The following is an 18612-nucleotide window of genomic DNA, read 5'->3' on the forward strand; positions in this document are numbered from 1 at the left end:
CCAAGGCCAGGGCGGCCGAGGACAGTGAAGATTTCCAAAACTCGGTATCCGGTAGATCGTAAGGCCGCTCCGCTTAAGTGAACAGCATTACGCGACGACGGCGGGCTTTTTGTTTACACGATTACTCAAGCAGTCGCTGTTGTGGCGGTTGTGAGCAGGGTCACAACCTGAACTGCGCAAAATCCAGGTTGGTGCCTCCCGGTCGCATGTCCTGCAGGTACGAATCCTTGTCGGCGCTCAGTTCCAGGCTCAAGGCGGCCTTGCGCTTGCCCTGGTTGCGCACTTCCAGGCCTTCCAGTTTTTCTCGCAGGAATACGGTCGGCACCTTCAGGTGCAGCAACTCGTCGGTGGCCGGGGTGTGCAGCAGCAGATGAATCCATTCGTACTGGCCGACAGCCAGGCGGGTCACCGGGATGTTGAACCAGAAGATGTTGCGGTTGCGGTTCAATTCGCTGAAATGGCAGTTGTTGACGCCCAGGACGGCGCCGCCCAGTTCCTGGTTTCTGCGGGCGATGGCCTGCTTCTTATCGAGTTTCATAACGTTCCTACGGGATTAAAGCTTCGGGCCGAGCCTGAATACGTGGGGCATTCTCGACGGTTGCCGGGCAAACATAAAGCCCTGCCGGTGCGAAGAATGAAACTTGCGCTGTGGCGCATGGGTCAATTCTGCGTCGGGATGAGATTGTTCCAAAGTCGCCAAACAGGCTACTTTGAGGTAAAAAACGCCCCTTGAGTCGCCACGCGACCCCTTTTTTGCGGCGAAAGGAGACGCTCATGATATTTCCGGACATGAAAGGCTTGCCTCTGCATCGCGTGATGGTGCGTACGGTGACCGAATTTCTCGACGACGAGATGTCCACCTACGCCTCGGCACTGGCCTACCAGATGCTGTTTTCCCTGTTTCCCTTCATCCTCTTCCTGATCGCGCTGATCGGCTTCCTGCATTTGCCGGATTTCTTCTCGTGGCTGCGCCTGCAGTCCGAGCTGGTGTTGCCGCCCCAGGCGCTGGAGCAGGTCAACCCGGTGATCGACCAGCTCCAGCAATCCAAGGGCGGGTTGCTCTCGGTGGGTATCGTGGTTGCGTTGTGGACGGCCTCGGCGGGGGTGCGGCTGATGATGAGCGCCATGAACGCCGCCTACGATGTGGTCGAGGGGCGCCCGGCCTGGAAGCGCTTTCCACTGTCGATTTTCTACACGGTTGGCATCGCCGGCATGCTGCTCATCGCGGCGGCGCTGATGGTCCTCGGGCCGCAGGTGATGGAATGGATTGCGGCCCAGGTCGGGTTGGAGGAATTCATCGTCACGCTCTGGACGATCGTGCGCTGGCCGGTGATCGTGATCCTGTTGATGGTGGCGGTGGCGCTGATCTACTACGTGATGCCCGACGTGAAGCAGGAGTTTCGCTTCATCACCCCGGGCTCGGTGCTGGCGGTGGTGGTCTGGATCATCGCCTCCCTGGGCTTCGCTTTTTACGTCAAGACCTTTGCCAATTACAACGCCATGTATGGCAGTATCGGCGCGATCATCGTGTTGTTGCTGTACTTCTATATCTCGGCGGCGGTGTTGCTGCTGGGGGCGGAGATGAATGCGGTGATCGAGCACATGTCCGCCGAAGGCAAGGACCGTGGTGAGAAGGTGCCGGACGAGCACTGGAAACAGCACGTCTCGGGGCTGGCGCGCGACCACTCCATCAAACCGGACACCGATCCGAACGCAGGCGAAGCCCGACCATGATTCGAGAAATCCTCAAGATGGGCGATGCGCGCCTGCTGCGCATCGCTGCGCCGGTTCCGCCGCAGATGTTCGACAGCCCGGAGCTGTGGCAATTGATCGACGACATGTTCCAGACCATGGAAAGCGTCGGTGGCGTCGGTCTGGCGGCGCCGCAGATCGGCGTGGACCTGCAACTGGTGATTTTCGGCTTCGAACACAGCGAGCGTTATCCCGATGCGGAAGCCGTGCCCCAGACCATCCTGATCAACCCGCTGATCACGCCGCTGAGCCCGCTGATGGAAGAGGGTTTCGAAGGTTGCCTGTCGGTGCCTGGCCTGCGCGGGGCGGTCGATCGTTATCAGCACATCCGCTATGAAGGCTTCGATCCCAAGGGCGAGCCGATCGTGCGGACAGCCTCGGGCTTCCACGCACGGGTGGTGCAGCATGAATGCGACCACTTGATCGGGCGGCTGTACCCGTCGCGCATCACCGACTTCAGCAAGTTCGGGTTTACCGAGGTGATGTTCCCGGATCTGGATCCCACGGCCGACGACTGAACATTCACATCAATCCTCTGTAGGAGCGAGCCTGCTCGCGATAGCGGTGGGTCACCTTGCATCGTTGTTGAATGTTCTGCCGCCTTCGCGAGCAGGCTCGCTCCCACAGGGGCGGTGATAGGCATCAGGACCGCGTGCCTGGCTCCAATCCCATCGCAATCATCGGCTTGCTGCGGGCATACCGGCTCAGGCGCTCGGCCATCGCATAGGGCAGGACGGGCTCGAAGGTGAAGCCGTGCCGCTCGTAGAACCCGCGCAGTTCCGGGTGGCAGAACAGCCACACCGGTGCCTCCACGGCCTTCACCGCTTCGCTGATCAACCGTGCCGCGACACCTTGCCCGCGGTGTGCCGGGTCGACAAACAACCCCGTCAACCAGTGCCCGCCCGACACCGGTCGCAGGCACAGGGCGGCAACGATGTCATCCTGTCTCGCCACCCACAGCTGCGCGTCACGCACGGCTTTCATCGAGGATTGATGGGCGCGGTAGAACTTGTTCATCAGTGGCCACAGCGGTTCATCGAGCAGGGTATAGCGGATTTCGGACATGACGACGTCGTGGGGACAGTGAGGAGGGTGATTATAAGGGAATAGGTTTCGACTGGCTGCACGATGAACCGGGGCTGACCCTAATGCCAATCAGTTGAGCCAGACCTGTGGGGGCAAGCTTTGCTTCCACAGGTTTTTCACCCCCGGCGCCTTATCTGCTGGCCGCCGGCAGGCTCAGAGCGACGCGAGGAATGCCGCAGCCGGATCCTTGTCGCTGGTATTGCGGTGTTCCTGAGCCTTTTCCACCTGCGCCATGGCGGACTTGTCCTGCATGCGCTGGGCAATTTCCTGGCCGACCGCCAGTTGCTTCTCGGGCGGCATCGCCTCGTATTCTTCTTCGCTGATGCCCATCTCCGCGAGAATGGCATCACGCAGGCGTTCTTCGGGCGTCTTGCTCATGTAGTCCTTGAAATCCTTCAGTGCCGAGCTCTCGGTCTGGCGCGCCGGGGCATCCTGGGAGGCGACGGTCTGCAACTGCACGCGGGTCTTGGCGAATGCCTCATCGACCTTGTCGCTGATGGCGGTGGCGGCATTGACCTGCTGTGTGGCCTGTTGGGTGATGGACTCCTGGACCTGGGCATTGCCCTGGCTGGCCTGGGCCTGGACGTTATCGCGCAACGCCTGTAGCGCGGCGCTTTGCAGACCGCTGGCGGCGTCGGCGGTCGGGTCTTCGCCCGGGCGCTTGAGCGGCAGAATCATTGCTTGCTGTTTGGCACTGACCAACATGATAGGCACCTGTAGGTAATGGCTGAGCGATGGGCAGGAGCAATTCCCATGCCGACAGCCCGGAGCCTCGGGTTCCAAGGGCTGTAGGGGGACCAGGCGAGGCGAAGCGGCCAGCCCTTGCCGTTGACCGGCAGGGATCGACCGCCTCTGCGTCACGAGATGGGGTCAGGTACTTTCGCGAATCTTGAGCTCGAAGCCCATGTCCTCCACGGGTTGGGCAATGCGGTTGCCGGCCATCAGCGTCAGCATCTGTTCGGCGGCACGGCGGCCGATAGCCTCCCGTGGCGTGCTGATGCTGCTCAGGCGCGGCACCATGTGGGCCGAGGCGGGCAGGTCGTTGAAGCCAAGGACCGAGATCTGCTCGGGAATCCTGATGCCACAGCGCAAGGCTTCGAACAGGGCGCCATGGGCGAGGTCGTCATTGCCGAAGAAGATCGCGTCGACATCCGGATGGCTGGCCAGCAGTTGCAGGAACAACTCGCCGCCCAGGCCCACCGATGACGGGCGCGGCGTCAGCAATTCCAGGTCCGGGTCGTACAGCCCGGCCTGCTGCAGGGCCCGGCGGAAACCTTCGCCCCGCAACAAGGTGCGTTGGTCCAGTTGTGCGCCGATATAAGCCAGGCGTTTACGGCCGCGGGAAATCAGGTGCCCGGCCGCCGTCTCGCCGGCCTTGAGCTGGGAAAAGCCGACGCAGTTGAGGCCCGCCCCAGGGTCCAGCTCCATCATGTAGACACAGGGAATGTTGCTGGCCTCGATCATGCGGCGGGCGCTCTCGGTGCGGTCGAAGCCGGTCAGCAGCAGACCACGAGGCTGATAGGCCATGTAGTTGCGCAGCAGGTCTTCTTCTTCGTCCCGGGAGTAGTGGTAGTTGCCGATCACTACCTCGAAGCCCTTGGGCCTCAAGACACGATGAATGGCTTCCAGGGTGTCGATGAACAGCAGGTTGGACAGCGACGGTACCAACACCACCACCGAGTGGCTCTGGGCCGAAGCCAGGGCGCGCGCGGCGGGGTTGACGACATAGTTGAGTTCTCGTGCCGCCTGTCGGACTTTTTCCACCAGATCAGTGGCCACGGTGCTGACGCCGCGCAGGGCACGGGAAGCGGTGATGGGGCTGACACCGGCCAGGCGTGCGACTTCGTTGAGCGTAGGGCGACCGGTGGTGCGGGTATTCTTATCGTTCTTGGAGACGGTCATCAGGTGGCTTGCCAAACAAAAATCAAGGCACTAAGGTAGCGCTGTCTCGACGCGGCTGCAAATGCGCGAGTGGGGTTTGCCTGAATCCCATCCGTTGGTGTCGTGGACGAAAAATGCTGCAACCACAAAAATGACAAGAAGGCGTCGGCAACTTCTGCTTTTGCTGCGGTGTCATAACTGGCAAAGGTAGCGCTGTCTGCGCGCTGAGGTGTTACATGAACAATCCCATCACCGCCCTGGTCATCATGGGCGTTGCCGGTTGCGGCAAGACATGCGTCAGCCAGGCCCTGTGCCAATTGAGCGGCGCCACTGCCATCGAAGGCGACACCTTCCACCCCGCGGCCAACATCCAGAAGATGAGCGCCGGTATTCCCCTGAACGACGACGACCGTGCCGGCTGGCTCGACAGCCTGTGCGACGAGTTGCGCCGTGTCGACGCCACGGGCGAGCGCCCGGTGCTGACCTGCTCGGCCCTCAAGCACAGTTATCGCGAGCGTCTGCGCAGTGCCTTGCCAGGCCTGGGGTTCGTATTCCTTGAGCTGACGCCCGAAGTGGCCGCCGACCGCGTTTCCCACCGGCCCGGCCATTTCATGCCGTCGACCCTGATCGACAGCCAGTTCGCCACCCTTGAATCCCCTGTTGGCGAGCCCCTGACCCTGGCTCTGGACGCGTCCAGCCACAGCGTTGACGAGCTGGCCCATCAGGCTTACGTCTGGTGGTTGGCCCATGGTTTGAAGCTTGCCAGCTGAGTTTCAAAATTTTGCGTCAGAAAGATAGCGCTGTCCCGACGACTCATAAATAACTGCTTCAATAACAACAACAAATCAGGAGACACCTCCCATGTTCGGCATGTCCCACGAGACGTTCCTACTGCTTGATGCGGTGGTCACGGTGATCGGACTCATCCTCCTCATCACCCAGTTCAAGTTCCACCCGTTCATAGCACTGACCATCGCCGCCGCGTTCCTCGGCCTGACGTCGGGCATGCCGACCGGCACCATCATCAAGGCGTTCCAGGACGGCTTCGGTGGCGTACTGGGCTTCGTCGGCATCATCCTGGCGCTGGGCACGATGCTGGGCAAGATGATGGCCGAGTCGGGCGGGGCCGATCAGATCGCCCAGACCCTGATCCGAGCCTTCGGCAAGGACAAGGTGCAGTGGGCGATGATGTTCGCCGCATTTCTGGTGGGTATCCCGTTGTTCTTCGAAATCGGTTTCGTGCTGCTGATTCCACTGGTGTTCATCGTGGCGCGCCGCACCGGCGTGTCGATCATCAAGATCGGTATCCCGCTGTTGGCAGGCCTTTCCGCCGTTCACGGCCTGGTGCCGCCGCATCCGGGGCCGCTGCTGGCGATTGGCGTGTTCGGTGCCGACATCGGCAAGACCATTCTTTACGGCCTGATCGTCGCGCTGCCGACCGCCATCATTGCCGGCCCGATCTTCGGTACGTTCATTGCCAAGCGCATCCCCGGCCATCCGAACCAGGAACTGGTGGACCAACTGGCCCGCGAGACAAACGCCGCCGAACTGCCAAGCTTCGGCATCACCCTGATCACCGTGTTGTCCCCGGTGTTCCTGATGCTGCTCAAGACTTTCGCTGACGTGGCGCTGCCGGACGGCAACCTCTTCCGCGCCTGGATGGACATGATCGGCCACCCGATCTCGGCCTTGCTGCTGGCCTTACTGCTGTCGTTGTACACCTTCGGCTACAAGCAGGGCATCGGTTCCAGCCAGATGCTCAAATGGCTGGACGCCAGCCTCGCACCGACCGCCGCGATCATCCTGATCATCGGTGCCGGCGGTGGTTTCAAGCAGATGCTGGTGACCAGCGGCGTGGGTGATGTAATCGGCCACATGGCCGTAAGTGCGCAGATTTCGCCGATCCTGCTGGCCTGGCTGGTGGCCGCGGTGATTCGTATCGCCACTGGCTCGGCCACCGTTGCAACCATCACCGGCGCGGGCATCGTCGTACCCGTGGTGGGGATGATCCCAGGGGTAAACCGTGAACTGTTGGTATTGGCGACCGGTGCCGGTTCGTTGATTCTGTCTCACGTCAACGATGCAGGCTTCTGGCTGGTCAAGCAGTACTTCAACATGACCGTGGCCGAAACCTTCAAGACCTGGACGGCGATGGAAACCATCCTGTCGGTGGTGGGGTTGGGCTTTATCCTGTTGCTGTCGCTGGTGGTCTGAGCAATAACGCAAAACCCAATGTGGGAGCGGGCTTGCTCGCGAAGGTGGACTGACAGTCAATCAGATGTTGAATGTTATATCGCCATCGCGAGCAAGCCCGCTCCCACAGTGTTTTTGTATCAGGCGTTGGTCTTGCTGACCAACCCATCGGCCCGGAACATCGCCCGAATCCCACGCACCGCCTGGCGGATCCGGTCCTGATTCTCGATCAGCGCAAAGCGCACATGATCATCCCCATACTCGCCGAAGCCCACCCCCGGCGAAACGCAGACCTTGGCTTCGGCCAGCATCTTCTTGGCAAACTCCAGTGAGCCCAGGTGCGCATAGGCCTCGGGAATCTTGGCCCAGACGTACATCGACGCCTTGGGATTCTCCACCATCCAACCCAGTTCATGCAGGCCCTTGACCAGCACATTGCGGCGCTGGCGGTACTGCTCGGCGATGTCGCGCACGCACTGCTGATCGCCTTCCAACGCGGCGATGGCGGCCACCTGCAACGGGGTGAAGGTCCCGTAGTCGTGGTAGCTCTTGATCCGCGCCAGGGCACTGACCAGTTCCGGGTTGCCGACCATGAAGCCGATGCGCCAGCCAGCCATGTTGTAGCTCTTGGACAGGGTGAAGAACTCCACCGCAATGTCCTTCGCGCCAGGCACTTGCATGATCGATGGTGCTTTCCAGCCGTCGTAAACGATGTCGGCGTAGGCCAGGTCGTGGATCACCAAGACATCGTACTGCTTGGCCAGGGCTATGACCCGCTCGAAGAAATCCAGCTCCACGCACTGGGCGGTGGGGTTGGACGGGAAGCCCAGGATCATCATCTTCGGCTTGGGAATCGAACCGCGAATGGCCCGCTCCAGTTCATCGAAGAAATCCACCCCTGGCACCAGTGGTACCGAGCGCACCTGGGCGCCGGCGATCACTGCGCCGTAGATGTGGATCGGGTAGCTGGGGTTGGGCACCAGTACCGTGTCGCCCTGGTCCAGGGTTGCCAGCATCAGGTGGGCCAGGCCTTCCTTGGAGCCGATGGTGACGATGGCTTCGCTTTCAGGGTCGATGTCCACCTCGTAGCGGTCCTTGTACCAGCGCGAAATGGCGCGGCGCAGGCGCGGGATGCCTTTGGAGGTGGAGTAGCCGTGGGTGTCTTCACGCTGGGCGACGGTGACCAGTTTTTCCACGATGTGTGGAGGCGTGGCGCCGTCGGGGTTACCCATGCTCAAGTCGATGATGTCTTCGCCGCGCCGACGCGCAGCCATCTTCAGCTCGGCAGTGATATTGAATACGTAAGGGGGGAGTCGATCGATGCGCGCAAAGCGGCGCGGCGAACCTTGTTCGGCCATTGTTGCCTCGAAATACGTGAGCGCCCGGAACCGTCCGAGCGACGTTGGCCACTGCGGTGGCCTGCGGCGCAAGATAATGGCCGCCATGGCCGCTTGTCCAGTGGCGGCCCACAACTATTTTCGACGACACTGTCGACCCGCTCGTGGGATGCGTGCGGACTGTTCAATTGCCATACCCCACTCGAACGGAATGATGATGGAATTTTCCAGCGGCTTTTTGCTGAGTCTCTCCCTATGCCTGGACATCGGTATCGCCAATATCGCGATGATCACCCTCGCCATGCAGCGTGGCTATTTCCAAGGCTTCGCCCTCGGCCTGGGGACCTGCGTGGGTGATCTGGTCTACGCGGTACTGGCCCTGGCCGGCATGACCGTGTTGCTGCAATACGAAGCGGTGCGCTGGGTGCTGTGGATCGGCGGTTCGGTGCTGTTGCTGTACTTCGCGGCAAAAATGGTCCACTCAGCGATTTATCACGGTGCAGTGCTGGAGCAGGCGGGGGAGGTGCAGGGCAACTCCTCTGGCCAGGAATTCCTGCGGGGGATTTTCCTGGCCATGTCATCCCCCAGCGCGATACTCTGGTTCGCGGCCGTGGGTGGTACGCTCATCGCCCGTTCAGGGGGTGGCTCCGTGCTCAGCTCGGTCCTGTTTCTCGGTGGCTTCCTCTGCGCCGGGTTGCTGTGGAGCGCCAGCCTGTGCCTGGCGGCGACCCAGGGCGGAAAATTATTGGGGGATAAACTGCTGCGTTATTCCTATTGGGCATCCGCTGCGATCTTCTGTTATTTCGCTGTTTACGTGATCGTTTCTGGTTACAACGAGTTTGTAGGGGCTTCTGTAGCGACGGCCATTCCGGCGTCCTGACAAGCGAAACGGCCCTGGCAATCATGGTTTGGCTTCTATACTGCCAAGCCCGACCTCATGTTTTGCGGAGTGTTGACGCATGGAAAAGCCCCAACGCGATTACACAGCCGAACCACGCTTCGAACACGGAAACTTTCATCTTATCGCCGGATTTGGCGGTCGTTTCACCCAGGAGACCGCCCAAGGTATCCCCCTGCTCTGGGAAAAGTTTTTGCCCTGGCTCGGTAACGTGCCAGGGCAGAAAAGCGAAGTCACTTACGGTGTGTGTTGCAACCCGGACGGGAAGGGCGGGTTCGAATACATCGCCGGCGTGGAGATCAGCCGACTCGACGATCTGCCGGAACAGTACCGCTGGATCGAAATCCAGCCCGCTCACTATGCGGTGTTCGAACACCGTGGACCCTTGAAAAACCTGCCGGACACCTTTCACTACATCTGGAATGTCTGGTTGCCCCAATCCGGTCACGAAGCCGCGGAGGCGCCGGAGTTCGAACGCTACAGCGAAGACTTCAACCCCAGGACCGGCGAAGGCACGCTGGAGATCTGGATACCGCTCAAGAGCTAGAGAGCATCAGGCTCATCCGCCGCTCATAACCGACGCGGCCCTTGTAGGCCTCGCCACAGTCGACCCAGCCCATTCGGGTGTACAGGCCGATGGCCGGTTCGTTAGCGGCATCCACCGAGAGTTCCAACCCCCTGATTTCCGGCCAGGCCGCACGCGCCACGGCGGGCAGTGCCTGCAGGCAGGCCCTGCCGTGGCCCTGGCCCTGGGCCCGGTGATCGACCTGCAGGGCGTGCAGGGTCGCGCTGTGCTCATCGGCCCAGGCGGGCAGCACAGGCGGCCGCTTGAGCACCAGGAACGCCATCGGCGCGCCGTCGACCAGCAACGCGAAACCCTTGATCCCCGGGCAGGGCCGGGACAGCAGCATGTGCAGTGCGCCGTGGATGTCGCCGGCGAACCGGACCTGTTCAGGCAGGAGCTCTATGGCTTGCACCTGTTGGCGCTGGACAGCGTTCAGATGTTCGTAGGCGACGAGTTGAGCAGTCACAGTAACGTCCGTTGGCCGCTGGCAGGATGAGGCTGGATTCTAGCGACTTTTCTTTCTTGAATTATTTTTATCCGGCATGTCGATTCGCCGTTTCCCCAGACGACAAAGGGTGTCTTCAACAAAAACCTGTGGAGAATCACCATGAATACCCAAGCCGCCGAAACCGAAATCCAGGCCCTGATCGACACCTATCGGCAGGCCGTCATGGCCAAGGACGTCGAGAAGGTCATGGCGCTCTATGCCGATGACATCGTCTCGTTCGACGCTATCCAGGCCCTGCAATTCAAGGGCAAGGTCGCCTATCGCGCCCATTGGCAGGCCTGCATGGAAATGTGCCCTGGCCCGCACAAGTTCGACTTCCATCAGGTCAGGATCAATGCGGCGGACAACATCGCTTTCGCCCATTGGCTGGCCTATTGCGGCGGCACCAACGACAAGGGCGAAGAACAGGCCTGTTGGATGCGCGTGACGGCCTGCTATCAACGGATGGCGGGACAATGGAAGATCGTCCATGAACATTGGTCGGCGCCGTTCGATCCGATGGCGGGCACGGCGATATTCGACCTCCAGCCCTGATCGTCGGTTTTTTCGCCACCGCGTCCTTCTACCGTCATAGTTGACCCGTTCGGTCCCGGAGTTTTTCATGAAGTATTTATGCCTGGTGTATAGCAACGAACAAACGCTGCACAGCTCGCCCGACAGCCCGGAGGACGCCGAGTGCATGGCCTACGCCGAGTCGATCCAGAGCAGCGGGCGGATGATCGCCGCCGAGGCTCTGGAGTCGGTGCAGACCGCGACCACCGTGCGCATGCGCGGCGGCAAGCTGGCGATCACCGACGGACCGTTCGCCGAAACCAAGGAGCAACTGGCGGGTTTCTACCTGATCGATGCCAAGGATTTGAACGAGGCCATCCAGGTCGCCGGTAACATCCCGGCGGCCCGGGTCGGTTGCGTCGAAGTCCGACCGGTACGCCAATTGAACCCCTGAACAACAATCACAAACAGGATCCGATTCATGAACCTCACACCTGCTGCTTTCGAGTTGTCCATCAGCCGGCTGATCGATGCCCGGCGCCAGCAGCGCTTCCGTGCCTTTCACTGGAGCGAAGAGGAACGGCAGGCCCACGAAGCCATGGGCTTCCATGACGGCTGGGGGCAGAGTCTGGGCCGGCTCGATGCGTTGGTCACCCAAGGCATGCCCGACTGATGTCGGCCGATGTGGTCAAGGCGCGGGTCGAACAGGTCTATCGGCAAGACTCGCGGCGGATCCTGGCGACGCTGATTCGCTTGCTGGGGGATTTCGACCTGGCGGAAGAAGCCCTGCACGAAGCCTTCTTCATTGCGGTCGAGCGTTGGCAGCGTGACGGCGTGCCGGATAACCCGAGGGCCTGGCTGGTGTCCGCCGGGCGCTTCAAGGCCATCGACAGCCTGCGCAGGCGAGCGCGCTTCGCGGCGTCCCAGCCGATGCTGATCGCCCAGCTCGAGGCCCTTGAGCAGTCTGACTGGAGCGACGAAGACGTGGAAGACGATCGTCTGCGGCTGATTTTCACCTGTTGCCACCCGGCCCTGGCGGCGGATGCCCAGGTGCCGTTGACGCTGCGGGAAGTCTGCGACCTGACCACCGAGGAAATCGCCCGGGCCTTCCTGGCTGCACCCGCGGCCATCGCCCAACGCATCGTGCGGGCCAAGGCGAAGATTCGCGACGCGAAAATCCCCTACCAGGTCCCGTCCCGTGCGGAACTGCCCGAACGCTTGGACAGTGTGCTGCGGGTGATCTACCTGGTGTTCAATGAAGGTTACTCGGCTTCGATGGGCGCCGAGTTGACCCGAGAAGACCTGACCCGCGAAGCCATCCGCCTTGCACGGCTGTTGATGGAGTTGTTGCCTGAGGCCGAGGTCATGGGGTTGTTGGCGCTGATGCTGCTGCACGAATCCCGGCGGACGGCACGCACGACGGATACCGGTGAACTGGTATTGCTGGATGAGCAGGACCGTTCCTTGTGGAATGCGCAACTGATTGCCGAAGGTTGCCGGTTGGTGGAGGCCGCGCTGAATACCCGTCGGTTCGGGCCTTATTGCCTGCAAGCGGCGATTGCGGCCGTCCACGCCGAAGCGCCCACCGCGCAGGAAACCGACTGGCCGCAGATCGTCGGGCTGTATGACGTGCTGCTGCGGGTCATGCCGTCGCCGGTGATCGAACTCAATCGCGCCGTCGCCCTGGCCAAGCGCGACGGGCCGGAGGCGGGGTTGCGCCAGATCGAGGCGATCCTGGGGCGGGGCGATCTGCTCGACTATCACCTGGCCCACTCGGCACGGGCGGAATTCTGCCGGCAGTTGGGGCGAGTGGAAGAGGCGAGGGTGGCTTATCGGCGTGCGCTTGAATTGACACAGCAACTGCCGGAGCGACGGTTTCTTGAGGGGCGGCTGGCGGAATTGGCCAAGCAACCATAACCGGCCCGGCGATAAGTCTGTGTGCGAGCCTGCTCGCGAAGCGGTGGGCCAGTCGATGCCAATGTTGAATGTACCGACGCCTTCGCGAGCAGGCTCGCTCCCACAGGGGATTGGGGGGGCGCTGTTATTGAGCTTGATCGGGTAATTGTGGGAGCGGGCTTGCTCGCGAGCCCGGAGCAAGCCCCACAGAAATGCGGTTTCCTCTGCCAATGAAAAGGCGACCCGAAGGTCGCCTTTTCATTCCGCCAGCGTTGATCAGAACTCGTGATCAGCGTTGTCCGGGTTCAGGTCACTGATGCCCAGTTTGCCGGCAGCCTGTTCAATCGAACCGGTCTGCTTGACCAGGGCTGCGATGGCGTCGCGGACGATCTGGTTGCCGGCGGTGTTGCCGGCCGCGATCAATTGGTCGTAGTGCTCACCCTTGTTGGCGTGATCGACCATGACCTGGATCTTGGCCTCGGTATCGGCCAGGTCGGCCTTGAGCGCGGTATCCGCGGCCGGGTCGGCCTTGGCTACCAGGGAAGACAGGCTGGCGCCGGTCATCTTGGTACCGTCGACGCGGGTGTATTCGCCCAGGTACACGTTGCGCACGCCCTTGGCGTCGTAGAAGTGCGAGTTGTGGGTGTTGTCGCTGAAGCAGTCCTGCTCGTCTTCTGGCGAGTTGGCTTCCAGGGACACCTTCATGCGCTCGCCCGCCAGTTCACCGAGGGACAGGCTACCCATGCCGAACAGCATTTTGCGCAGGCCGCTTTCAGCCGGTTCCGCTTCCAGGGTGGCGCGGTAGTTGTCGGCCACGTTTGGCTTCCAGTTGCCGACCATTTCTTCCAGGTCGCTGACCAGCAATTGGGTCACGGACTTGAGGTAGGCACGACGACGGTCGTTGTGGCCGCCAGTGGCGCCGGCGCCTTCCAGGTAGTCGGAAGCCGGGCGGTTGCCGGCACCGGGACCGGTGCCGTTGAGGTCCTGGCCCCACAGCAGGAATTCGATGGCGTGGTAGCCGGTGGCGACGTTGGCCTCGGAACCACCCAGCTCATTCAGGCTGGCGAGCTTTTCCGGGGTGATGTCTTTCACGTCGACCTTGTCTTCGCCCACCTGGACTTCAGTGTTGGCGATGATGTTGGCGGTGGCGCCCGGGTTACCCAGTGCGTGCTCGTAGGATTTGTCGACGTAGTCGATCAGGCCTTCGTCCAGGGGCCAGGCGTTCACCTGGCCTTCCCAGTCGTCGATGATGGTGTTGCCGAAGCGGAACACTTCGCTCTGCAGGTAAGGCACGCGGGCGGCGACCCAGGCAGCGCGGGCGGCTTTCAGGGTGTCGGCGTTCGGCTTGGCCAGGAACGCGTCGACGGCGGTTTGCAGGGTCTTTGCAGTGGATTCGGCATCGCTGTAGACCGCATAGACCATGTCGGCGTAGTGCGCGACGACGGCCTTGGCGGCGGCTTCGTCGAGTTTGCCGGCGGCAGCAGGGGCGGCCGGTGCCGCGGTGCTGGCGGCAGGCGTTGGCGCTTGCGGCGCGGCAGCCTTGTCCTTGCCCTCGCCGCAGCCGGCGAGGGAAATAGCGATGGCCAGCAGACTGGCGGTAGCCAGGGGCATACGAATCATGGCAAACATCCTGCTTGGAAAATGGATGGGACTGGCGCAAGGGTGCGCAAAAGCTGCGACATAATGCGAAAGATTTGCATTATGTGTAAAGAGCTGCGTCTGTAAATATTTCTTATTTAATGAATGCGGATTGCAGGCTTCGCCGGCTCTTACAGAAAAATGCGATTTTTCTGTAAGAGCCGGGCAGGCCTGCGATCTTTGGAGGTGTCAGAGGATGGAGGCCTTGCTGCGCTGCGCCTGTTTCAGGTAAGCACCCAGCTCCCGTGCCGGCAGGGGTTTGCTGTAGTAGTAACCCTGACCTTCATGGCAGCCTTCGGCGATGATGTAGGCTTCCTGCTCGATCGTCTCGACACCTTCGGCGATCACCTGCATCCCGAGGCTCTTACCCAGCTGGATGATGGCGCGGACGATGGTCGCGTCATCTTCGTCATCGAGCAGGTCCTGGACGAAGCTCTTGTCGATCTTGATCTTGTCCAGGGGCAGGCTCTTGAGGTAACTCAGGGACGAATAGCCGGTCCCGAAATCATCGATGGCGATCAATGCGCCAGAGCGGCGCAGGCTCAGCAAGTGCTGGGCGGCGGTGGTGATGTCTTCCATCAGGCCGGTCTCGGTGACTTCGAGCTCCAGGCTGCGAGGCGGCAACCGGTACATCTGCAGGAGGTTGTTCACCACCCGAGGCAGTTCGGCATGGTGCAGTTGCACCGTGGACAGGTTGACTGCCATGCGCATGTCGACGAAACCCTGGTCGTGCCATTCGCGCAATTGCTTGCAGGCCTGGTCCAGCACCCACTCGCCGATGGCAATGATGGTGCCGTTCTGCTCGGCCAGTGGAATGAACAGATCCGGCGGTACGAAGCCATGTTCGGGATGGTGCCAGCGAATCAGGGCTTCGGTGCCCACCACGCGCAAGTCGCGATAGCTGATCTGCGGTTGGTAGACCAGGGTGAACTGTTCGCGAACCAGGGCCTCGCGTAGATCTTTCTCCAACTCGCGACGGCGGCGCATTTCACTGTCGACGCTGGCGATGTAGAACTGGTAGCGGTTGCGCGAGCGGGTCTTGGCCAGGGTCATGGTCTGCTCGGCTTTCTGCAACAACTTTTCGGTGCTGTCGCCGTCCTCGGGGAACAGCGTGATGCCGATGGTGGCACGCAGGCGGATTTCCTGGTCGTCGAGGGCGAAGGGCGCCTCCAGGTCGTCAAGGATGCTTTGCGACAGCTCGGCGGCTTCGTAAGGCTGCTCGATGTCGGCCTGCACCAGGGCGAACTGGTCGCCTCCCAGCCGTGCCAGCGCGCCCAGGCGGCCGCTGTGGGCCCGCAATCGATCGGCCAGGGCCAGCAGCAGTTGGTCACCGGTCTGGTAGCTGAACTGTTCGTTGATGCTCTTGAAGTCGTCCAGCCCCACGCACAGCACCGCCACGCGACGTTGCAGGCGGCCGGCGTCCACCAGGATCTTGTCCAGTTGCTGCTGAAGCTGTTGGCGGTTGGGCAGGCCGGTAAGAAAATCGTATTGAGCCATCCGCAGCAGGCTGTTTTCCGCTTCATGGCGCAGGTGTGTATTGCGTTCGATGGAGGCGAGCAATTGGTTGGCCGTGTTGATCCACAGGCCCAGCTCGTTGTCCTCGTGGCCGCGAAGCTGCGGGATCTTGTGGGCGCTGGGGCGATCGGGATTGATTTCCGTCAGGTGCTCGATGATCCGCGACAGCGGCTTGGTCAGCAGCCAGTGATAGACCAGGTACAACACCAGGCCCATTGCCAGGGCCCGCAACATGCCGGAGATGAAAATGATCACGGAGTTGATGATGAAACTCTGGCCGTAGGTGGAGGTGTCCAGGGTGATGCTCAGATCGCCGTAGTATTCGCTGTAGGGGCCACGGCCAACCAACTGCGTGGTGAAGGTACGCTCCTTGCCCAGGATCAGGTCGGTCAGCCAACGACTTTCAGAATGCTGCAGGGGGCGGGTCTTTTCGGCGAGCATGGTTTCACGAGGGTGACCGATGGAGGCCATGCGCACGGCTTCATCCTGGAACAGCCCTTCGATCACTTGCATGCCCATTTCCCGGTCGAGGCTGTAGACGGCCTGGGTAGACGGGTCGCGAAACATATCGAGAATGCGCTGGGCATCGCTGGCGACGGCCCGGTTGGTTTTATAGGCATCGAACACGATCTGAGCGCAGCTCAGAATCATGCCAACGATCAATGCCGAAAGGAGCACGACCCGGAGCAACTTCACAGACAAGCTGTTCTTGAGTTCCAGCTTCAAAGAGGGATTCCTTGTACCGTGCGGGTAGCGTCAAGTTGCCATGAGTATTGGCAATCCTGTGATGGCAGTCAAAGGGACAATCAAACACAAGGGATATTGCCTGGAACATGGCCGATATACGGTTTTTCCAGAGTGATTGCTCTACGGTCATTGTGTCGGTTGCAAAGGCCCGCAACTTGAGGCCTCGAAGGAATTTTTGTTGGAATCCGGACCTGAGGTCATCCGCTCGAAACCGGGGCGGGGATTTATGCCGGGCAAAAAAAACCCGGCAAAATGCCGGGCTCTTTTTTGGGCATCGGATCGAAACTCAGGCGGTGAAAGCCTTGCCTTCGAACTGCTCGGCCACGAATTTCCAGTTGACCAGGTTCCAGAACGCTTCGACGTATTTCGGGCGAAGGTTGCGGTAGTCGATGTAGTAGGCGTGTTCCCAGACGTCGCAGGTCAGCAGTGGGGTGTCGCCGCTGGTCAGGGGGTTGCCGGCGCCGATGGTGCTGGCCAGGGCCAGGGAACCGTCAGCCTTCTTCACCAGCCAGCCCCAGCCGGAACCGAAGGTGCCGATGGAAGTCTTGCTGAACTCTTCCTTGAACTTGTCGAACGAACCGAAGGCCCTGTTGATGGCTTCAGCCAGTGCGCCGGTAGGTTGACCGCCGGCGTTGGGCGCCAGGCAGTTCCAGTAAAAGGTGTGGTTCCAGACCTGAGCGGCGTTGTTGAAGATGCCGCCCGAGGAAGTCTTGACGATTTCTTCCAGGGTCTTGCCTTCGAACTCGGTGCCAGGCACCAGGTTGTTCAGGTTCACGACGTAGGTGTTGTGGTGCTTGTCGTGGTGGAACTCCAGAGTCTCTTTGGAGATGTGCGGCTGCAGTGCATCGTGTGGGTAAGGCAGCGGCGGCAATTCGAAAGCCATGGTGATTCTCCTAATCAGGTCAGTTGCGGTGAGCGCAAGGCCGATCACGGGCGGCCGGACTTGCGCCGGGGAGTTTGTACTCTTTGCGGCGCAAGGTCGGATCATAGCACCGGGGGGGCGGCATAACCACGCAACAACTGTGTGGAATAGAGGTTCCAGAGCGGTTTGGAATATCAGCCCATGACGATCAACTGCACCGCCACGGCGAACATCATCACCGCCACCAACAGGTCGAGGATCCGCCAGGTGCTCGGGCGAGCCAGCCAGGGAGCCAGCCATGCGGCGCCGAAGGCCAGGGTAAAGAACCACACCAGCGAGGCACTGGCGGCGCCCATGACATAGGCACCGGGCACGCTCTGCTGGGCACCGAGAGAACCGATCAGCAGCACGGTATCGAGGTAGACGTGAGGGTTGAGCAGCGTCACCGCCAGCGCACTGAGCAACACCGCCCGCAGCGAGCGCACGGCCTGGTTTTCACCTTGTTGCAGGCTCTGCTTCGAACAGGCCCGGCGCAAGGCGAGGCTGCCGTACCAGAGCAGGAACGCCGCACCTCCCCAGCGGGCAATAGAGAGCAGCAACGGGCTCTGGGCCAGCAGCGTCGCCAGCCCGAATACGCCGGCCATGACCAGCAGCGCATCGCAGGTGACGCACAGCGCAGCCACGGGCAAATGATGTTCGCGACGCAGGCTCTGGGCCAGCACAAATGCATTCTGGGCGCCGATGGCCATGATCAGCCCGAGGGCTACCAGCAGCCCGTTCACATAGCTTTGCCACATCATCATTACTCCCCGCTCGCGGCCAGTTGCTGGAGCGCAGCCATGGCTCGTTCAGCGTCGTCGTGACCGACGAACAGATGGTCGTGGTAGTAACCGGCGATCACATTGCAACTGATGCCGGCATTGCCCAGCGCCGTGGCGAAGGCTGCGGTCAGGCCTACCGCCTGCAGGGCGGAGTGCACCTCCAGGGTGATCCAGGCGGCGACGTAGTCGAAGCCCAGCCCTGCCTTCTGCGCCTGGGATTTTTCCAGGATCACCGTCAGTCCTTCTCGCTCGAGAAAGCTGCCGACGATTGTGATGCCCGTGGGGACCCGGCCGTCAGGCAGGCTACAGAACACGTATTGGCCCTGATTGAGCTGCGGGCTCATGCTGCGCAGCAGGGTGTTCAATGATGTTTCGCCAGACATGGCTCGTTCCTTCTCAAGTGATGCTGGTCATTTTCCGG

20 protein-coding genes and 1 pseudogene are annotated in these 18612 nt (G+C 61.3%); 10 read left to right on the plus strand and 11 right to left on the minus strand.

The window, feature by feature from the left end:
• Positions 1–160 precede the first annotated feature (160 nt).
• Positions 161–538 carry a hypothetical protein gene (locus tag FBX99_RS26640; RefSeq protein ID WP_041023856.1) on the minus strand — a complete coding sequence of 126 codons (378 nt, stop codon included), beginning with the start codon at positions 536–538 and terminating at the stop codon, positions 161–163.
• Between the two features lie 236 nt (positions 539–774).
• Here FBX99_RS26640 and FBX99_RS26645 point away from each other — a divergent pair, with 236 nt between their 5' ends.
• Both FBX99_RS26645 and def read left to right on the plus strand, forming a co-directional pair.
• Positions 775–1734 (plus strand): YihY/virulence factor BrkB family protein, encoded by a 960-nt coding sequence (locus tag FBX99_RS26645; RefSeq protein ID WP_144931482.1) that lies wholly within the window; start codon positions 775–777, stop codon positions 1732–1734.
• Positions 1731–2270, plus strand: coding sequence for a peptide deformylase (def, locus tag FBX99_RS26650; protein ID WP_144931484.1), 540 nt, complete (start codon positions 1731–1733; stop codon positions 2268–2270). Before FBX99_RS26645 ends, def begins: the two co-directional genes overlap by 4 nt.
• A 124-nt stretch (positions 2271–2394) precedes the next feature.
• Here the strand turns inward: def and FBX99_RS26655 are convergent, their stop codons facing one another.
• From FBX99_RS26655 to FBX99_RS26665, 3 genes are all read right to left on the minus strand, one after another.
• Complete coding sequence (locus FBX99_RS26655; RefSeq protein WP_144931486.1) at positions 2395–2817, minus strand: GNAT family N-acetyltransferase; 423 nt, start codon at positions 2815–2817, stop codon at positions 2395–2397.
• Between the two features lie 174 nt (positions 2818–2991).
• Positions 2992–3543 (minus strand): hypothetical protein, encoded by a 552-nt coding sequence (locus tag FBX99_RS26660; protein WP_144931489.1) that lies wholly within the window; start codon positions 3541–3543, stop codon positions 2992–2994.
• A gap of 165 nt (positions 3544–3708) precedes the next feature.
• A complete protein-coding gene (locus FBX99_RS26665; RefSeq protein WP_144931491.1) occupies positions 3709–4740 on the minus strand; it encodes a LacI family DNA-binding transcriptional regulator in 1032 nt (343 codons plus the stop codon).
• Between the two features lie 215 nt (positions 4741–4955).
• Between FBX99_RS26665 and FBX99_RS26670 the strand changes: the two genes are divergently transcribed.
• Together FBX99_RS26670 and FBX99_RS26675 are read left to right on the plus strand one after the other, a co-directional pair.
• Entirely contained in the window at positions 4956–5489 is a 534-nt protein-coding gene (locus FBX99_RS26670; protein WP_047701855.1) for a gluconokinase, read from the plus strand.
• A 91-nt stretch (positions 5490–5580) separates the two neighbouring features.
• Positions 5581–6933 (plus strand): GntP family permease, encoded by a 1353-nt coding sequence (locus tag FBX99_RS26675; protein WP_144931493.1) that lies wholly within the window; start codon positions 5581–5583, stop codon positions 6931–6933.
• A gap of 119 nt (positions 6934–7052) precedes the next feature.
• On the opposite strand, the gene alaC is transcribed toward FBX99_RS26675, so the two are convergent.
• A complete protein-coding gene (gene alaC, locus FBX99_RS26680; protein ID WP_144931523.1) occupies positions 7053–8270 on the minus strand; it encodes an alanine transaminase in 1218 nt (405 codons plus the stop codon).
• 196 nt (positions 8271–8466) lie between these two features.
• Between alaC and FBX99_RS26685 the strand changes: the two genes are divergently transcribed.
• Both FBX99_RS26685 and FBX99_RS26690 read left to right on the plus strand, forming a co-directional pair.
• A complete protein-coding gene (locus FBX99_RS26685; protein ID WP_145133497.1) occupies positions 8467–9129 on the plus strand; it encodes a LysE family translocator in 663 nt (220 codons plus the stop codon).
• A gap of 79 nt (positions 9130–9208) precedes the next feature.
• A complete protein-coding gene (locus FBX99_RS26690; RefSeq protein ID WP_144931496.1) occupies positions 9209–9694 on the plus strand; it encodes a GyrI-like domain-containing protein in 486 nt (161 codons plus the stop codon).
• On the opposite strand, the gene FBX99_RS26695 is transcribed toward FBX99_RS26690, so the two are convergent.
• On the minus strand, positions 9684–10178 hold the full coding sequence (locus tag FBX99_RS26695) for an N-acetyltransferase (protein WP_144931499.1): 495 nt from the start codon (positions 10176–10178) through the stop codon (positions 9684–9686). The two genes, FBX99_RS26690 and FBX99_RS26695, sit on opposite strands and share 11 nt — an antisense overlap.
• A 141-nt stretch (positions 10179–10319) precedes the next feature.
• Between FBX99_RS26695 and FBX99_RS26700 the strand changes: the two genes are divergently transcribed.
• The 4 genes and pseudogenes from FBX99_RS26700 (at position 10320) to FBX99_RS26715 (ending at position 12629) form a co-directional block, all read left to right on the plus strand.
• Positions 10320–10754, plus strand: coding sequence for an SgcJ/EcaC family oxidoreductase (locus tag FBX99_RS26700; RefSeq protein WP_144931501.1), 435 nt, complete (start codon positions 10320–10322; stop codon positions 10752–10754).
• 67 nt (positions 10755–10821) lie between these two features.
• The gene (locus FBX99_RS26705) at positions 10822–11166 is read left to right on the plus strand and encodes a YciI family protein (protein WP_145133500.1); all 345 of its coding nucleotides are present in this window, start codon (positions 10822–10824) and stop codon (positions 11164–11166) included.
• A 99-nt stretch (positions 11167–11265) separates the two neighbouring features.
• A pseudogene (locus tag FBX99_RS26710) lies at positions 11266–11385 on the plus strand (polyketide cyclase); the annotation flags it as partial.
• Positions 11385–12629 carry an RNA polymerase sigma factor gene (locus FBX99_RS26715; RefSeq protein ID WP_145133502.1) on the plus strand — a complete coding sequence of 415 codons (1245 nt, stop codon included), beginning with the start codon at positions 11385–11387 and terminating at the stop codon, positions 12627–12629. The pseudogene FBX99_RS26710 and the gene FBX99_RS26715, both read left to right, overlap by 1 nt.
• A gap of 255 nt (positions 12630–12884) precedes the next feature.
• Here FBX99_RS26715 and FBX99_RS26720 read toward each other — a convergent pair whose 3' ends face one another.
• The 5 genes from FBX99_RS26720 to FBX99_RS26740 all read right to left on the minus strand — a co-directional run bounded on the left by FBX99_RS26720 (position 12885) and on the right by FBX99_RS26740 (position 18574).
• On the minus strand, positions 12885–14228 hold the full coding sequence (locus FBX99_RS26720; protein ID WP_041023841.1) for an imelysin family protein: 1344 nt from the start codon (positions 14226–14228) through the stop codon (positions 12885–12887).
• A gap of 207 nt (positions 14229–14435) precedes the next feature.
• Positions 14436–16487 carry a bifunctional diguanylate cyclase/phosphodiesterase gene (locus FBX99_RS26725; protein WP_144931507.1) on the minus strand — a complete coding sequence of 684 codons (2052 nt, stop codon included), beginning with the start codon at positions 16485–16487 and terminating at the stop codon, positions 14436–14438.
• A gap of 307 nt (positions 16488–16794) precedes the next feature.
• Positions 16795–17391, minus strand: a complete 597-nt coding sequence (locus FBX99_RS26730; protein ID WP_144931510.1) for a superoxide dismutase — start codon at positions 17389–17391, stop codon at positions 16795–16797.
• 173 nt (positions 17392–17564) lie between these two features.
• Positions 17565–18167 (minus strand): LysE/ArgO family amino acid transporter, encoded by a 603-nt coding sequence (locus FBX99_RS26735; RefSeq protein ID WP_144931525.1) that lies wholly within the window; start codon positions 18165–18167, stop codon positions 17565–17567.
• Between the two features lie 5 nt (positions 18168–18172).
• Entirely contained in the window at positions 18173–18574 is a 402-nt protein-coding gene (locus tag FBX99_RS26740; protein ID WP_144931512.1) for an ACT domain-containing protein, read from the minus strand.
• Positions 18575–18612 lie beyond the last annotated feature (38 nt).

This window comes from Pseudomonas sp. SJZ074 (genome assembly GCF_007828215.1).
In the GTDB taxonomy this organism is placed as follows: domain Bacteria; phylum Pseudomonadota; class Gammaproteobacteria; order Pseudomonadales; family Pseudomonadaceae; genus Aquipseudomonas.

Coding starts and splice junctions, on each gene's coding strand:
- FBX99_RS26640 (WP_041023856.1), bottom strand. CDS start 538: ATGAAACTCGATAAGAAGCAGGCCATCGCCCGCAGAAACCAGGAACTG.
- FBX99_RS26645 (WP_144931482.1), top strand. CDS start 775: ATGATATTTCCGGACATGAAAGGCTTGCCTCTGCATCGCGTGATGGTG.
- def (WP_144931484.1), top strand. CDS start 1,731: ATGATTCGAGAAATCCTCAAGATGGGCGATGCGCGCCTGCTGCGCATC.
- FBX99_RS26655 (WP_144931486.1), bottom strand. CDS start 2,817: ATGTCCGAAATCCGCTATACCCTGCTCGATGAACCGCTGTGGCCACTG.
- FBX99_RS26660 (WP_144931489.1), bottom strand. CDS start 3,543: ATGTTGGTCAGTGCCAAACAGCAAGCAATGATTCTGCCGCTCAAGCGC.
- FBX99_RS26665 (WP_144931491.1), bottom strand. CDS start 4,740: ATGACCGTCTCCAAGAACGATAAGAATACCCGCACCACCGGTCGCCCT.
- FBX99_RS26670 (WP_047701855.1), top strand. CDS start 4,956: ATGAACAATCCCATCACCGCCCTGGTCATCATGGGCGTTGCCGGTTGC.
- FBX99_RS26675 (WP_144931493.1), top strand. CDS start 5,581: ATGTTCGGCATGTCCCACGAGACGTTCCTACTGCTTGATGCGGTGGTC.
- alaC (WP_144931523.1), bottom strand. CDS start 8,270: ATGGCCGAACAAGGTTCGCCGCGCCGCTTTGCGCGCATCGATCGACTC.
- FBX99_RS26685 (WP_145133497.1), top strand. CDS start 8,467: ATGGAATTTTCCAGCGGCTTTTTGCTGAGTCTCTCCCTATGCCTGGAC.
- FBX99_RS26690 (WP_144931496.1), top strand. CDS start 9,209: ATGGAAAAGCCCCAACGCGATTACACAGCCGAACCACGCTTCGAACAC.
- FBX99_RS26700 (WP_144931501.1), top strand. CDS start 10,320: ATGAATACCCAAGCCGCCGAAACCGAAATCCAGGCCCTGATCGACACC.
- FBX99_RS26705 (WP_145133500.1), top strand. CDS start 10,822: ATGAAGTATTTATGCCTGGTGTATAGCAACGAACAAACGCTGCACAGC.
- FBX99_RS26715 (WP_145133502.1), top strand. CDS start 11,385: ATGTCGGCCGATGTGGTCAAGGCGCGGGTCGAACAGGTCTATCGGCAA.
- FBX99_RS26720 (WP_041023841.1), bottom strand. CDS start 14,228: ATGATTCGTATGCCCCTGGCTACCGCCAGTCTGCTGGCCATCGCTATT.
- FBX99_RS26730 (WP_144931510.1), bottom strand. CDS start 17,391: ATGGCTTTCGAATTGCCGCCGCTGCCTTACCCACACGATGCACTGCAG.
- FBX99_RS26735 (WP_144931525.1), bottom strand. CDS start 18,167: ATGTGGCAAAGCTATGTGAACGGGCTGCTGGTAGCCCTCGGGCTGATC.
- FBX99_RS26740 (WP_144931512.1), bottom strand. CDS start 18,574: ATGTCTGGCGAAACATCATTGAACACCCTGCTGCGCAGCATGAGCCCG.